This is a genomic window from Marinobacter sp. UBA3604, assembly GCF_002375325.1.
GTDB lineage: Bacteria > Pseudomonadota > Gammaproteobacteria > Pseudomonadales > Oleiphilaceae > Marinobacter > Marinobacter salarius.
This window is the reverse complement of sequence record NZ_DFMB01000003.1, coordinates 1-14,215: the sequence shown is the minus strand read 5'-3', so window position 1 is coordinate 14,215 and position 14,215 is coordinate 1. Positions and strand designations below refer to the sequence as shown.

Annotated in this window: 14 protein-coding genes; all 14 read left to right on the top strand. The window is 55.2% G+C overall.

Annotated elements, in window-relative coordinates; translation table 11 throughout:
• The first annotated feature begins 333 nt into the window (after positions 1-333).
• The 14 genes from B2590_RS00765 to B2590_RS00700 all read left to right on the top strand — a co-directional run bounded on the left by B2590_RS00765 (position 334) and on the right by B2590_RS00700 (position 14,136).
• Positions 334-1,803: an MFS transporter gene (locus tag B2590_RS00765; RefSeq protein ID WP_199447280.1), complete on the top strand. Its 1,470-nt coding sequence runs from the start codon at positions 334-336 to the stop codon at positions 1,801-1,803.
• The gene (locus B2590_RS00760; RefSeq protein WP_286811473.1) at positions 1,800-3,515 is read left to right on the top strand and encodes a bifunctional protein-serine/threonine kinase/phosphatase; all 1,716 of its coding nucleotides are present in this window, start codon (positions 1,800-1,802) and stop codon (positions 3,513-3,515) included. Before B2590_RS00765 ends, B2590_RS00760 begins: the two co-directional genes overlap by 4 nt.
• 82 nt (positions 3,516-3,597) lie before the next feature.
• Entirely contained in the window at positions 3,598-5,148 is a 1,551-nt protein-coding gene (locus B2590_RS00755) for a 2-isopropylmalate synthase (RefSeq protein WP_036203699.1), read from the top strand.
• Positions 5,149-5,175: 27 nt separating this feature from the next.
• Positions 5,176-5,979, top strand: coding sequence for a 2-isopropylmalate synthase (locus B2590_RS00750; protein WP_286811472.1), 804 nt, complete (start codon positions 5,176-5,178; stop codon positions 5,977-5,979).
• Positions 5,980-5,982: 3 nt separating this feature from the next.
• Positions 5,983-6,465 carry a ribosomal protein S18-alanine N-acetyltransferase gene (rimI, locus tag B2590_RS00745; RefSeq protein WP_036203703.1) on the top strand — a complete coding sequence of 161 codons (483 nt, stop codon included), beginning with the start codon at positions 5,983-5,985 and terminating at the stop codon, positions 6,463-6,465.
• A 122-nt stretch (positions 6,466-6,587) separates the two neighbouring features.
• Positions 6,588-8,168, top strand: coding sequence for a peptide chain release factor 3 (prfC, locus tag B2590_RS00740; RefSeq protein ID WP_036203705.1), 1,581 nt, complete (start codon positions 6,588-6,590; stop codon positions 8,166-8,168).
• A gap of 17 nt (positions 8,169-8,185) precedes the next feature.
• Positions 8,186-8,974, top strand: a complete 789-nt coding sequence (locus tag B2590_RS00735) for a TatD family hydrolase (protein ID WP_286811471.1) — start codon at positions 8,186-8,188, stop codon at positions 8,972-8,974.
• Positions 8,975-9,260: 286 nt separating this feature from the next.
• Positions 9,261-9,689 (top strand): 50S ribosomal protein L13, encoded by a 429-nt coding sequence (gene rplM, locus B2590_RS00730; RefSeq protein ID WP_007154598.1) that lies wholly within the window; start codon positions 9,261-9,263, stop codon positions 9,687-9,689.
• A 12-nt stretch (positions 9,690-9,701) separates the two neighbouring features.
• Entirely contained in the window at positions 9,702-10,094 is a 393-nt protein-coding gene (gene rpsI, locus B2590_RS00725) for a 30S ribosomal protein S9 (protein ID WP_007154597.1), read from the top strand.
• Positions 10,095-10,335: 241 nt separating this feature from the next.
• On the top strand, positions 10,336-10,932 hold the full coding sequence (gene petA, locus B2590_RS00720) for a ubiquinol-cytochrome c reductase iron-sulfur subunit (protein WP_199447275.1): 597 nt from the start codon (positions 10,336-10,338) through the stop codon (positions 10,930-10,932).
• On the top strand, positions 10,932-12,164 hold the full coding sequence (locus B2590_RS00715) for a cytochrome b (protein ID WP_199447274.1): 1,233 nt from the start codon (positions 10,932-10,934) through the stop codon (positions 12,162-12,164). The genes petA and B2590_RS00715 overlap by 1 nt, the downstream gene beginning before the upstream one ends.
• A complete protein-coding gene (locus tag B2590_RS00710; protein ID WP_199447273.1) occupies positions 12,164-12,919 on the top strand; it encodes a cytochrome c1 in 756 nt (251 codons plus the stop codon). Before B2590_RS00715 ends, B2590_RS00710 begins: the two co-directional genes overlap by 1 nt.
• A gap of 108 nt (positions 12,920-13,027) precedes the next feature.
• Complete coding sequence (locus tag B2590_RS00705; protein WP_036203714.1) at positions 13,028-13,657, top strand: glutathione S-transferase N-terminal domain-containing protein; 630 nt, start codon at positions 13,028-13,030, stop codon at positions 13,655-13,657.
• Positions 13,658-13,713: 56 nt separating this feature from the next.
• Positions 13,714-14,136, top strand: a complete 423-nt coding sequence (locus B2590_RS00700) for a ClpXP protease specificity-enhancing factor (RefSeq protein ID WP_177190669.1) — start codon at positions 13,714-13,716, stop codon at positions 14,134-14,136.
• Positions 14,137-14,215: the final 79 nt, after the last annotated feature.

Below are 14,215 nucleotides of genomic sequence, written 5' to 3'. Positions count from 1 at the left end.
TTTTTATTGCCTGTAAAAAAGTAACGACCAATAACCTATAGTGGTGCGGTGCCGCTCGAGTTGCCCAGCATTGGTGCGTTGCTGGTGATTTGTTGCCTCTGAAAATATTCACAATGCATTGTTTTTAAAGATTAAAAATATTCTGGAATATATTTTGCTGAAGTATCGGGTCTAGAGTTAGGCTCCAACAGGTACCGGCAACGACGCCGTCAGAAGGAAGTGAAGGTGTCGGCCATTCCTGTTTTGCTTTGATAGCTCGCCACATTTGGCCCCCCTTCTTTAGAACCTTCCTCACGATCTGTTGGCAAATTCCGCATGTTTACAGGCCAACGTATGAGCGATACCTCTTTTCGATTCTTTTCTTTCGTAGGAAGGATCAAAGTTCTTCACCTGAGTTGGGTAGCGTTTTTTATAAGCTTCCTGGTCTGGTTTAATCACGCCCCCTTAATGTCTTCTATTCGAGATCAGTTCGGGTTGTCAGCCTCGGAAGTAAATACCTTGTTGCTGCTCAACGTGGCATTGACGATACCAGCTCGAATTCTTATCGGTATGTTAGTGGATACACTCGGGCCTCGCCGTGTGTATAGCCTGGTCCTTGTTGTGTCGGGGCTTCTCTGCATCGCATTTTCACTCTCCACAACCTTTGAACAGCTTGCTGTGACCCGGTTTCTGTTGGGGTTTGTTGGTGCGGGGTTCGTTGTGGGTATCCGGCTGATAAGTGAATGGTTTCCGGCGAAGGAACTGGGGCTGGCTGAGGGTATCTATGGCGGTTGGGGTAACTTTGGAGCTGCGTTTGCGGGGCTTTCATTGCCGGCAGTAGCGCTGTGGTTTGGTGGTGATAACGGATGGCGCTGGGCGGTAGGCACGACCGGCGTTATCGCGATTATCTACGCGGCGGTTTTCTTCATCCTGGTTCGCGATACCCCAAAAGGTTCGACTTACTTCAAGCCAAAGCGGGGCGGTGCGATGGAAGTCACCAGCAAGGGCGATTTCGTCCTTTACGTGGTAATGAACCTGCCGCTGTTCTTTGCTTTGGCGTTGATCGTTTGGCAACTGGGGCCCTATAAGCTCGGTATGCTGGGGGCTCCGACAACCTATCTTCTTTATGGTGCGATAGGGGTGATGGCAGCTGTCCAGTTCTTGCGGATTTGGCAGATAAACGGTCACGTCTTTCAAAGGCCCGTGCCGGCATTTGATCGTTACCCGTTCAAGCAGGTAGCACTTTTAAATCTCGTATATATGGCGAGCTTCGGATCGGAACTTGCGGTGGTCTCCATGTTGCCGCTGTATTTCCTGGATACGTTTGATATCTCTCCCATGTTGGCGGGGATGCTCGGCGGGAGTTTTGCTCTGATGAACCTGTTTGGGCGCCCCGGCGGCGGCTATCTTGCGGACCGCTATGGGCGAAAGCTGATTACGATACTGATGCTGGCCGGTATCGCAGTTGGATACTTCTTCATGGCAAGGATTGATAGCAGCTGGCCTCTGCCATTGGCGGTCGCTCTGGTTGTGCTCTGCTCGATCTTTGTGCAAGGCGGATGTGGCGCAGTATATGCGTCGGTTCCGTTGGTGAAGCGTCGTCTTACCGGCCAGGTTGCGGGGATGGCAGGTGCCTACGGCAATGTAGGGGGTGTTGTCTTCCTGGTTGTATTGGCCCTGGTGCCCTCAGATCAGTTCTTCCTGGTGTTGGGAGCAATTGCTCTGGCAATCATGTCCCTGGTGATGATCTTCATGGATGAACCTGATCCGCAAACAAGCGAGGTAATGCCGGATGGTTCCGTCAGAATGATTGACGTAACGTGAGTGGTCGCCTCCAATTACAGGCTGGCCAATACAGCATCGCCGGCCGGAAGGCCGAGAATCAGGACAGCCTGGGTATTCGGTATCCAGAAGGCGAGGCCCTCGTTCTCAAGGGAGTTGCTGCTGTTATTGCCGATGGGGTGAGTGCTTCAGCCGCAGGCCGTGAGGCGGCTGAGACCTGCGTAAAAGGGTTTCTGCACGACTACTACAGTACGCCGGACTCCTGGGCCGTTGAAACTGCGGCCGGTCGTGTCCTTGGGGCCTTGAATCGATGGTTGCACGGTCGTGGTCACGCCAGCCATGCAGATGCCCATGCGATGGTGTGTACTTTTAGCGGTGTCGTCATCAAGAACAATCGAGCCTATGTATTTCATGTGGGGGATAGTCGGGTTTGTCTTGTTCGCAACGGCGAACTGGAATGCCTGACCAGGGACCATCATGCCGTTGTAGGCGCCGATAGGGGCGCGCTGACAAAGGCCATGGGGGCCGAGCTGAATGTCGAAATTGATGTATTCCGGGCAAACCTTCTGCCCGGTGATTGTTTATTGTTGACCACTGATGGTGTGCACGGGTATCTCGACCCAGTCGTTATGACCGGACTTGCGGCGGAGGGCGACGCGGATGAGATCGCCAGAGCGCTGGTGGACGCAGCCTACTCCGCTGGAAGCCCCGACAACCTGAGTGCTCAGGTACTTAATATTGAGCATCTGCCAGTGGAAGACGTTGAGGCTCATTATGAACGGCTGACGTCGCTGGCATTCCCGCCGCCATTGGAACCCGGGCAAAGGCTTGACGGTTATCGGATTGTTCGGGAAATCCACGCCAGCCGCCGCACCCAGGTTTACCTTGCCAGCCCCGATGCCGGCGGTGAGCCGGTGATTATCAAAACGCCATCGCCGAACTTTGTGGATGATCCGGCCTATATCGACCGTTTTCTCAATGAGTGCTGGGTGGGGCGCCGTGTAAACAGTCCTCATATTGTCCGGTTTATTGAGCCGCCCCAGAACCGACGCTGCCTCTATTGTGTCACCGAATATGTTCAGGGACCGACGCTACGCGAGTGGATGAACGACAACCCCCTGCCAACGCCTGCCGATGTGAGGAACCTCATTCAGCAGATTGCCATTGGTTTACGGGCTCTGCACCGTCTTGAAATGGTGCACCAGGATCTCAAGCCAGAAAACGTACTGATTGCCAGAGACGGGACAGTTAAAATCATTGACCTGGGCGCGGTAAGAATTCGCGGGATTGAGGAGATTGATGTGCCGTGGGGGCAGGATGGCTGCCTGGGAACCGAGAGCTACGCTGCGCCGGAGTGTCTTGAGGGTGATCGGGCAACACCCGCCTCTGACCGCTATTCCCTGGCGGTGATTGCCTATGAGCTGTTGACCGGTCACCTTCCCTATGCGAAGCCTCCCAGACCCTCCGTCCGTCGCCGTTTGCGCTATCGCAGTATACGCGAATTCAACCCAGACCTGCCGGTGTGGCTGGATGCCTGTCTGCAACGCTCCGTTTCCTTGAGGCCGGAGTCCCGATACCCTTCGCTGTCGGAGTTTCTGCGGGATCTCGGACATCCCAACCCGGCGCTGACACCCACCGCATGGCGCCCGCTTGTGGACCGTGTGCCACCGGAAAACTGGCGTTTCATCGCGGTTGTCTCTCTGGTGCTCAACGGTTTGCTGATTTGGCTGGTCTGGATGAACGGCGTCGACTAAACACTATGCACGCCCCGTGGGCATCGCAATCGATGATATACTCCCGGGAAACTGGTCTTCAGTTGCCCTGATGGAGAGCACCATGCCTGCGAACGATCACCTGGTTATTTTTGACACAACATTGCGTGACGGTGAGCAAAGCCCCGGCGCAACGATGACAAAAGCGGAGAAACTGCGGATAGCCCGGATTCTCGAGAAGCTGAGGGTTGACGTCATAGAGGCGGGTTTTGCGATCGCCAGCCAGGGTGACTTCGAGGCGGTAAAGTCGATTGCAGAGTCTATCAAGGAATCTACCGTTTGCAGCCTTGCCAGGGCGCTGGATAAAGACATTGACCGCGCCGCGGAGGCCATCAGGCCGGCCGAGCGCGGACGTATCCATACCTTTATTGCGACGTCTCCGATTCACATGCAGTACAAGCTGCAGATGCAGCCGGATGACGTGGTTGAGCAGGCCGTCAGATCCGTTAGGCGTGCCCGCAGTCATGTTGACGACGTTGAATTTTCCTGCGAAGACGCCGGTCGGTCAGAACTGGATTTTCTGTGCCGTATTATCGAAGCGGCAATCAAGGCCGGCGCAACAACCATCAACATTCCGGATACAGTGGGCTATGCCATTCCGGAACAGTTTGGGGAGACCATCCGTCAGTTGCTGAACCGTGTTCCGAACGCCGACAAAGCCGTGTTCTCCGTTCACTGTCACAACGACCTCGGGCTTGCGGTTGCAAACTCCCTTGCAGCCGTTAGCAGCGGCGCCCGCCAGGTGGAATGTACCATCAACGGGCTCGGTGAGCGGGCAGGGAACGCTTCTCTTGAGGAGCTTGTGATGGCGGTTCGTACCCGTCAGGATCTTTACACTATCGACACCCGGGTAGATGCTCAGCACATTGTGCCTGCCTCTCGACTGGTATCGACCATCACCGGCTTTCCGGTACAGCCTAACAAGGCGATCGTTGGTGCAAACGCCTTTGCCCACGAATCAGGTATTCATCAGGATGGCGTCCTGAAGCATCGGGAAACCTACGAAATCATGCGGGCACAGGACGTGGGCTGGCACACCAACAGCCTGGTGCTGGGCAAACATTCCGGCCGTAATGCGTTCCGTTCCCGGCTGTTGGAACTCGGCATCCAGTTTGAGACAGAAACAGAGCTTAATGAAGCCTTTACCCGGTTCAAGGCACTGGCTGATCTCAAACATGAGATTTTCGATGAAGACCTTCAGGCGATTGCCAGCGATACCCGGCAGAAGGAAGAAGACGGCCGCTATGGGCTTGTTACCATGCAGGTGTGCTCTGAGACCGGTGTTATTCCCCGGGCTCGCTTGACCCTTCTGGTGGATGGCAGGGAGCATAAGGTAGAGGCAGAAGGCAGCGGGCCGGTTGACGCCACCTTCAAGGCTATTGAGTCCCTGGTAGACTCCGGCTGTAACCTGCAGCTCTATTCCGTGAACAACATTACCAGCGGTACGGATGCCCAGGGGGAAGTAACGGTACGCCTGGAGCGCGGTGGTCGAATTGTGAACGGCATCGGCGCCGATACCGATATCATTATCGCCTCCGCAAAGGCCTACATTGAGGCCCTGAACCTGATCAGCCGGGGCGGTGTTCGGCAGCACCCGCAGGGCGCTGATGTCTGAGCAGGGTAGGCGAAGGGGGCTAGCACAATGATGATGCCAGAGGCAGAACGTCAATTTTATCTGGGCAAGGCGGGAATCCATCTCTGGTACGCCAGGAAGGCGTTACCCGGCGCCGCACCGAGCCCTGAATTCGCCTTTCCCGAGCAGGATGAGCCGGAGCTGGAAGCTGCTGCGATTGCACCGCCTCCGGTTCCGGCGCGGCCATCCGTTCCCCAGCGTAAGGTTGATGGTGTCGGCAAGGACAGAATCGCCGGCATCCAGGCGCTGATGGCCGATGGCACGCCGGAACCTGCTGGCGTACCGGTGCCCGAAAAGGCTCCGGAAACGCCAGTTGCCGTTGAGTCGAAGGCACCGGCCGACGAGTCGCCTGAAAAGACAGTGGACGCTGCTGGGGAGCTGCCCCGCCAGATTCACGCCCACCTTGGGTTCTGGTTCTCAGAGCAGCTTGTGCTGATCAGTGGTGTATCCGACGAGGCCAGCACGCGGCTTCAAGATACGCTGGCCAAAAACATCCTGGCAGCAGTCGGTGAAACCCGGATAGAGAAGGGGCGCGAGCTTCGCTGGCCGGTGTTTGGAAATCTGAGGGTTCCAGGAAACAGCGCAGACTGTTTTCGCGATACTCTTCATTTCCTGGCCAATGACTTCGGTGCCCGCAAAGTGGTCTTGCTCGGAGTTTTAACCAACGATTCTCCCTCAGAAAGAGCTGTATTGCTTGACGATGCGCTGGGTGATGCTGCTGTCGACTTCTCCCATACTCTTGCCGAATTGGCTGCGGTGCCCGCATACAAACGTGAGCTCTGGCAGCAGTTGAAGTCCGCCGTCGGGGGCTGACTTGTGGGGCAGGATCTATACCGCGAGATAGAGAGTGCCGACCTCATGATCCGGGCCTTACGCCAGGAGGATCTGCCTGACGTCCTCAATATCGAAGCCCAGGGCTACTCCTTCCCCTGGAGCGAGTCCGTTTTTTTGGGGTGCTTTCGGCCTGACTATCGGCTCTGGGCACTCGAGTGGGGGCAGCGGCTCAGTGGATACGCCGTCGTCGCTTATATGGCGGGTGAAGCCCATTTGCTGAATTTGTGCGTGGCACCGGCTAAACAGGGCAATGGCGGAGGACGCCGTTTGCTTCGGCACCTTGTGCTGGAGGCGGCGCGGGATGGCATGAGCCAGGTTTTACTGGAGGTGCGCGCCAGCAACCGTGCAGCAATTGATCTGTACGCGGCGGAAGGTTTTGACGTGATTGGTCGCAGGAAGGGCTACTACCCTGCAGGCCGCGAGCGGGAAGACGCACTGGTCATGGCCTTACCCTTGGGCGGATAGTCCCTCGAAACTCCGCGGTTAGATCGGCACGCTCTCAACGGATGCGGGTTCGCGTCAGTGCCTTAATATCCCTATAATGACGTCCGTTTTTTCAGTCTCTCCGAACCAGGTTGTTACCAATTATGACCAGCCTTGCCAGCGAAGTATCCCAGCGCCGCACGTTTGCGATTATCTCGCATCCGGATGCGGGTAAAACCACCATTACAGAGAAGGTTCTGCTGTTTGGGCAGGCCATCCAGAAAGCCGGCACGGTCAAGGGAAAGAAGTCGGGGCAGCACGCAAAATCCGACTGGATGGAGATGGAAAAGGAGCGTGGTATTTCCGTCACCACCTCGGTGATGCAATTCCCATATGGCGGGCGCCTGGTCAACCTCCTGGATACGCCTGGCCACGAAGATTTCTCGGAAGATACCTACCGCACGTTAACGGCGGTGGATTCGTGCCTGATGGTGATCGACAGCGCCAAGGGTGTTGAGGAACGCACGATCAAGCTGATGGAAGTAACCCGCTTGCGGGATACGCCAATACTGACCTTCATGAACAAGCTGGACCGTGATACGCGTGATCCCGTGGAGTTGATGGATGAGGTTGAGGATGTCCTCAAAATCGCCTGCGCACCGATTACCTGGCCCATCGGTATGGGGAAGAATTTTAAAGGTGTCTATCACCTGACCCGGGACGAAGTGATCCTGTACAAATCCGGTCAGGGCCATGCCATCCAGGAAAAACGAGTGATCCAGGGGCTTGAGAATCCTGAGCTGGACGAGGTTCTGGGAGGCTATGCTGGTGATCTCCGAGACGAGATTGAGCTGGTCAAAGGAGCGTCCCATGAGTTCGATCTGGACGCCTTCCTTGCGGGCGAGCTCACGCCGGTGTTCTTCGGTACGGCGCTGGGCAATTTTGGTGTGGATCACATGCTTGATGGCTTGGTGGAGTGGGCCCCAACACCGCAACCGCGTGAAACCGATCAGCGATTAGTGAAACCAGAAGAAGATGTCTTCTCGGGCTTCGTGTTCAAGATTCAGGCGAATATGGACCCCCAGCACCGGGATCGTGTGGCTTTTCTGAGGATCGTGTCGGGGCGCTACAATCAGGGCATGAAAGCGCGTCACGTGAGAATCGGCAAGGAAGTTCGCTTTTCCGATGCGCTGACCTTCATGGCAGGTGATCGGGAGCATGCGGGGGAGGCGTTCGCAGGCGATATTATCGGCCTTCACAACCACGGCACCATCCAGCTGGGAGATACCTTCACTGCCGGTGAGGATATGAAATTTACCGGCATCCCCAATTTTGCACCGGAATTGTTCCGTCGTATTCGCCTGAAGGACCCGCTCAAGTCCAAGCAGCTGCAAAAGGGTTTGATCCAGCTTGCGGAAGAAGGTGCGGTACAGGTTTTTCGCCCGCTTCGAAACAACGACCTGATCGTGGGAGCGGTGGGTGTCCTGCAGTTTGATGTGGTGGTTAGTCGGCTCAAGAGCGAATATAAGGTTGAGGCGGTGTATGAGCCGATAAATGTTGCAACAGCACGCTGGGTAACGGCCTCTGATGAGCGTAAACTGGATGAGTTCGAGCGTAAGGCTAACGATTTCCTGGCTCTGGATGGCAGCGACCGACTGGCCTACATTGCGCCAACGATGGTCAACCTGCAGTTGGCCCAGGAGCGCTATCCAGAGATCAGCTTCCATAAAACACGGGAGCACTAGCAGGCTGGAGTGAGTGAATGCGACTCATTGATGCTCATTGCCATTTTGACTTCCCTGAGTTTGATGGGCGTCGCAAGGCAGTGCTTGAGGACGCTCGCAGCAGTGGTCTGTCGAATCTCGTTATTCCCGGCGTTCGGCGGCCCGACTGGCGCAGGGTGAGTCGCATTGCATCGGAATACGATGGGCTCTACTACTGTCTCGGAATCCATCCCTGGTATGTGGCTGAGCATACCGCCGATGACCTATGCGCGTTGCAAGGCTTGCTCGAAGACCGTCCAGGTCATTGTGTAGCCTTGGGGGAGTGCGGCCTGGATCGGCTCCACGGGGACACGCGGGATCAGTACGCCTGGTTTGAAGGGCAGGTTGATATTGCTGCGCTTGTACATTTACCGCTGGTTATTCACTCCGTTAAGGCCCACGACGAGGTCTATGAGGTGCTGCGGCGCAAGCGCTTTTCAGGGCGGGTGTTGGTGCACGGGTTTTCGGGCAGCTATGAGCAGGCTACCAAGCTGATTGACCTCGGTTGCTTCATCGGTGTTGGTGGTGTCATTACCCATCAGCGAGCGCGAAAGACCCGGGATACCATCGCCCGGTTGCCCGTTGATGCGCTGATCCTCGAGACGGACGCGCCTGATATGGCGCCAGCGGGCGTCGAGGCGGGGCATAATTCGCCTGCGTACCTGCCGTCGATACTAGCCACCCTGGCACGGTTGCGGAATTCGGGGCTCGAAGACCTGGCCCAGTCGCTGCTCTGCAACGTGCAGCGGCTGTATGGTTGGAACGAAGTCGGCGCTTCCGAGCGCTAGAGTCGTGAAAATGACGACCACGGGTTGTTTCGGTGCCCTTTGGTTGGTGGCTCCGTTCCGCGGTAGCAATGAGGATACGTGAATAACGAAACAGTCCCTTTCAGGGTTGGCTTTCTTTTTGGGTTCGGATATACTTCGCGCCCTGGCTTTTCAAGGCGATGCCATCATCTCAGCCCCGAATGATGTCACTGCCGCATAACATACAGGTAAAGAACCTCCTCCGGATGCCGAGCATTTACCGGTGGTGGTTTTTAACGTTTCTTATATAGCGTTCAAGGCGGAATCAATGAAGACTCTGAGTGCGAAACCAGAAACAGTAACACGTGACTGGTACGTTGTAGACGCAGCCGGCAAGACGCTGGGTCGTCTGTCAACTGAAATCGCCCGTCGTCTGCGGGGCAAGCATAAGCCTGAGTACACCCCTCACGTCGACACTGGTGATTACATTGTGGTTATCAATGCCAGTCAGGTACGGGTTACCGGCAAAAAAGCATTTGACAAGATGTACTACAGTCACACCGGCTTTCCGGGTGGAATCAAGTCCATCAACTTCGAGAAGCTGGTCGACAAGGCTCCTGAGCAAATCATCCAGAAGTCTGTTAAAGGCATGCTTCCGAATGGCCCGCTTGGCCGTGCCATGTTCAAGAAGCTGAAAATTTATGCCGGCGCTGAGCATCCTCATGCAGCCCAGCAGCCCAAAGAACTCGACATTTAACGGAAGGCGGATATGTCTGTAGCACAAAATTACGGTACTGGTCGCCGCAAGACATCCACGGCTCGGGTTTTCATCAAGCCGGGAAGCGGTAACATCTCTATCAACGGTCGTTCCATTGAGCAGTTTTTCGGTCGCGAAACTCTGCGGATGATTGTTCGTCAGCCCCTGGTGGTTGCTGAATCCACGGATCGTTTCGATATCAACATCACTGTTAAAGGTGGTGGTATCAGTGGTCAGGCGGGCGCTATTCGTCACGGCCTGACTCGCGCCCTGATGGATTACGATGAAACGCTGCGCCCTGCGCTGCGTAAAGCGGGTTACGTTACCCGTGACGCTCGTGAAGTGGAGCGTAAGAAAGTTGGTCTGCGGAAGGCGCGTAAGCGTCCTCAGTTCTCCAAGCGTTAAAAATCGCTGGAGCAGATCCGAAAAAACCCGGTCTATTGGCCGGGTTTTTTGTTGTCTGGGAAGTCAGTTTCGAACAGGCTTGAGACAGGTAATGGCCCGGCTCAAAGCCTTTCCGACTTGTAAGGGCAGGGTAATTTCATTACCATTTGAGCGCTTATAATTTTAGGTTGAGAGAAGTCCTTTTCGATGTGCAGTTTCCCTGTAAGCAGGGCTGTATGTCGCCTGATGGGAGATAACCATAATGAGTAATGGCGACGTGAGCCAAGGCAGGCGCCGATTTTTGATCGGTGCCACGTCTGTGGTGGGTGGTGTCGGCGTCGTCGGTGCGGCCGTGCCTTTCGTAGCATCCTGGAATCCCAGTGCCAAAGCGGAAGCAGCCGGTGCACCGGTCACCGTCAATGTCAGTAAACTGGAGCCAGGTCAGCAAATGACCGTCAAATGGCGCGGTAAGCCGGTGTGGGTTATTCGCCGCACCGAAGAGATGAACGAAAACATTCTCGAGCTGAATGACCGGGTGAAGGATCCTCTTTCCAAGGAAGCGGACCAACCTGCCTACATCGAAGGCGAGCTCCGGGCGATCAAGGACGAGTACGCTGTTCTCGTTGGTATCTGTACCCATCTGGGCTGCTCTCCCCAGTTCAGGCCAGAAGTTGCTCCAGCCGATCTCGGGGAAGACTGGCTCGGTGGCTTCTATTGTGCGTGTCACGGCTCCCGCTACGACCTTGCCGGGCGTGTCTATCCGAATATGCCGGCACCCAGAAATCTGGATGTGCCTCCCTATCGCTTTGACGACGAGAACACCGTGACCGTCGGTCTGGATCCTGAGGGGGCCGCATAATGAACAAGTTAGTGAGCTGGGTAGACGAACGTCTTCCGATTGTCGACGCGTGGAACAAGCACGTTGGCAAGTATTACGCGCCCAAGAACTTCAACATGTGGTACTTCTTTGGTTCGCTGGCGATGTTGGTGCTGGTGAATCAGCTCGTGACCGGTATCTGGCTGACCATGAGCTATAACCCCACAGCGGAAGGTGCGTTCGCGTCAGTTGAATACATCATGCGTGATGTTGAGTGGGGTTGGTTGCTTCGATACCTGCACTCCACCGGCGCTTCCGCGTTCTTCGTGGTGGTTTATCTCCACATGTTCCGTGGCTTGATGTACGGCTCTTATCAAAAGCCGCGCGAGCTGATCTGGATCTTTGGTATGCTGATTTACCTGGTTCTGATGGCCGAAGCATTCATGGGTTATCTGCTGCCCTGGGGTCAGATGTCCTACTGGGGTGCGCAGGTGATCGTAAACCTGTTTGGCGCCATTCCGGTCATTGGCGATGATCTGTCGCTGTGGATCCGCGGTGACTACCTGATCTCTGGTATTACCCTGAACCGATTCTTTGCATTGCATGTCGTCGCATTGCCAATCGTTCTGCTTGGTTTGGTGGTGCTGCACATTCTTGCGCTGCACGAAGTTGGCTCCAACAACCCTGACGGTATTGATATCAAGAAGAACAAGGACGAAAACGGCATTCCCAAAGATGGTATACCGTTCCACCCCTATTACACGGTGCATGACCTGTTGGGCGTGGGCGTTTTCTTTTTTATCTTCTTTATCGTGGTCTTCTTCTTCCCCGAGATGGGCGGGTTGTTCCTTGAGAAGCCGAATTTTGAGCCGGCTAACGCCCTCAAGACGCCCGACCACATCGCGCCGGTATGGTATTTCACACCGTTCTACGCCATGTTGCGGGCGGTGACTATTGACCTCTTCGGCCTGGACGCGAAGTTCTGGGGTGTTGTCGTGATGGGCGCTGCTATCGCCATCCTGTTTGTTTTGCCCTGGCTGGACAGAAGTCCGGTACGCTCAATGCGCTACAAAGGCTGGTTGAGCAAGATTGCTCTGGCGATCTTTGCCGTCAGTTTCATTGTCCTGGGGTACCTCGGCATTGTTCCGGCCACTGAAGGCCGCACCATTGTTGCGCAGATCCTGACAACGCTCTACTTCCTCTATTTTATTCTCATGCCGTTCTACACGCGTATGGAGAAAACAAAGCCAGTTCCAGAGAGGGTGACAGGATGATGAGAAAGCTGATAGTTGGTCTTTTCATAGCGATCCTGCCAGCTCTCGGGCTGGCAGCGGGGGCGTCCGTGCCGCTTGATACCATGGAGCCGGACCATACCAACAAAGCGTCGCTTCAGCGCGGTGCGGCCCTTTTCACCAACTACTGCATGGGGTGTCACTCCATGGAGTATGCGCGGTATAAGCGTGTATCGGATGATCTGGGGATTCCCGACGAGCTTTACGAGGAGAATCTGATTTTCACTGGTGCAAAGATCGGTGAACTCATGAAGAACTCTATGAGCAAGGAAATGGCTGCGAGCTGGTTCGGTGCTCCGCCACCTGACCTGACCCTGGAATCTCGTCTTCGCGGTGAAGACTGGATCTATTCCTATCTTCGTGGCTTTTACAAGGATGAAAGTCGTCCGCTGGGTGTGAACAACGTGGTCTTCGAAAACGTTGGTATGCCCCATGTGTTGATCGGTTTGCAGGGGCTGTGTGCGGTTGAGCCGAGAATTGGTGAGGGTGCGAGTGTTGATCCTCTCAGCGGCGATGTTCGTAATGCAGACATTTGCCCGGAATGGGAAACAGAAGGCTCCATGGAGCCGGAGGAATTCAACCGGGCTATGTACGACCTGACCAATTTCATGTCTTACATGGGTGACCCGATAAAGGTTGAGCGTGAAAGGCTGGGTATGTTCGTACTGATCTTTGTGGCGATCTTCTTTATCTTTGCCTACCTGCTTAATCGCGAGTACTGGAAGGACGTACACTGAGATTTCAGGTATAATTCCTGTCCCTGAGTTCCAGCGGGCAATAGCCGGCCCGCTGGATTTTTGCGTTTTTCAGGATCAATTCGGTTAGTCAAATCGTGAGGTAGTTCTATGGGCGTTGTGACCAAGCGGTCATCAATGACGTTTTTCTCGGACCCGGCCAGTCATTACAGCCACAGAGTCCGCATTGTGCTGGCAGAGAAGGGGGTGACGGTTGACGTCGTGAACGTTGATCCGGATAACCCGCCTGGAGAGTTGGCTGACCTGAATCCGTACAATGCCCTGCCGACGCTGGTGGATCGTGACCTTGTGCTCTACGAGCCAAACATCATGATGGAGTATCTGGACGAGCGTTTCCCGCATCCTCCATTGCTGCCGGTTTATCCTGTTGCGCGTGCGAACAGTCGCCTGATGATCCATCGCATCCAGAAAGACTGGTGTGGGTTGGTGGATCAGATTCTGGCTCAGCCCAACGCAAAGGCGTCGGATGCAGCCCGAAAAGAGCTTCGCGAAAGTTTGCTGGCCACGGCGCCGCTGTTCGGTGAGATGCCTTTTTTCCTGTCGGAAGAGTTCACGATCGTGGATTGCTGTATTGCTCCGATTCTGTGGCGCTTGCCGTCGCTGGGTATTGAGCTGAATGAAAAGCAGGCGAAGCCGCTTCAAAAGTACATGGATAGCATATTCAGTCGTGAAGGTTTCAAGGCGAGCCTGTCAGACCTGGAAGAAGATATCCGTAACTGATATGCAGCGCCTGAAACCGGTTCAGGAGAAAGGCAGTGCCTGATAGTAAGATAACGATGACATCAAGCCGTCCCTACCTCGTTCGGGCATTCAACGAGTGGATCCTCGACAATGACTGCACGCCCTACATTGTTGTGGATGCGGGAGTGCAGGGCGTTCAGGTTCCGACTGAGCATGTGGCCAATGGGCAGATCGTGCTCAATATAAGTCCTGGAGCTGTGCGTGGTCTGGTGATTGGTAACGGCGCTCTGGAATTCAGCGCACGCTTTGGCGGTGTGCCAATGCAGGTCTTTATCCCGTTGCAGGCTGTCATGGCGGTTTACGCAAAGGAGAATGGTGAGGGCATGGTCTTCGGTAGCGAGCCAGGCTCCCCTGATCCGGAAGGACCTGGTGGTAAGGATTCCGAGCATGGTAGTGGTGATAACGGTCAAGGTGGTGACCGGCCCAGCGGTCGGCCAACGCTCAAGGTCGTGAAATAGCACTGTCTTGAAGGGAAAGTGTCAGGATGCCTAAAAGCCAGCTGTTTTTAACAGCTGGCTTTTTTGTTGTGCGCCAGGC

What these genes read in the sequence shown, in the direction of transcription:
- petA (WP_199447275.1), top strand. Translation starts at nt 10,336, where the DNA reads ATGAGTAATGGCGACGTGAGCCAAGGCAGGCGCCGATTTTTGATCGGT.
- B2590_RS00710 (WP_199447273.1), top strand. Translation starts at nt 12,164, where the DNA reads ATGAGAAAGCTGATAGTTGGTCTTTTCATAGCGATCCTGCCAGCTCTC.
- B2590_RS00765 (WP_199447280.1), top strand. Translation starts at nt 334, where the DNA reads ATGAGCGATACCTCTTTTCGATTCTTTTCTTTCGTAGGAAGGATCAAA.
- B2590_RS00705 (WP_036203714.1), top strand. Translation starts at nt 13,028, where the DNA reads ATGGGCGTTGTGACCAAGCGGTCATCAATGACGTTTTTCTCGGACCCG.
- B2590_RS00750 (WP_286811472.1), top strand. Translation starts at nt 5,176, where the DNA reads ATGATGATGCCAGAGGCAGAACGTCAATTTTATCTGGGCAAGGCGGGA.
- B2590_RS00755 (WP_036203699.1), top strand. Translation starts at nt 3,598, where the DNA reads ATGCCTGCGAACGATCACCTGGTTATTTTTGACACAACATTGCGTGAC.
- rplM (WP_007154598.1), top strand. Translation starts at nt 9,261, where the DNA reads ATGAAGACTCTGAGTGCGAAACCAGAAACAGTAACACGTGACTGGTAC.
- prfC (WP_036203705.1), top strand. Translation starts at nt 6,588, where the DNA reads ATGACCAGCCTTGCCAGCGAAGTATCCCAGCGCCGCACGTTTGCGATT.
- rpsI (WP_007154597.1), top strand. Translation starts at nt 9,702, where the DNA reads ATGTCTGTAGCACAAAATTACGGTACTGGTCGCCGCAAGACATCCACG.
- B2590_RS00735 (WP_286811471.1), top strand. Translation starts at nt 8,186, where the DNA reads ATGCGACTCATTGATGCTCATTGCCATTTTGACTTCCCTGAGTTTGAT.
- B2590_RS00700 (WP_177190669.1), top strand. Translation starts at nt 13,714, where the DNA reads ATGACATCAAGCCGTCCCTACCTCGTTCGGGCATTCAACGAGTGGATC.
- B2590_RS00715 (WP_199447274.1), top strand. Translation starts at nt 10,932, where the DNA reads ATGAACAAGTTAGTGAGCTGGGTAGACGAACGTCTTCCGATTGTCGAC.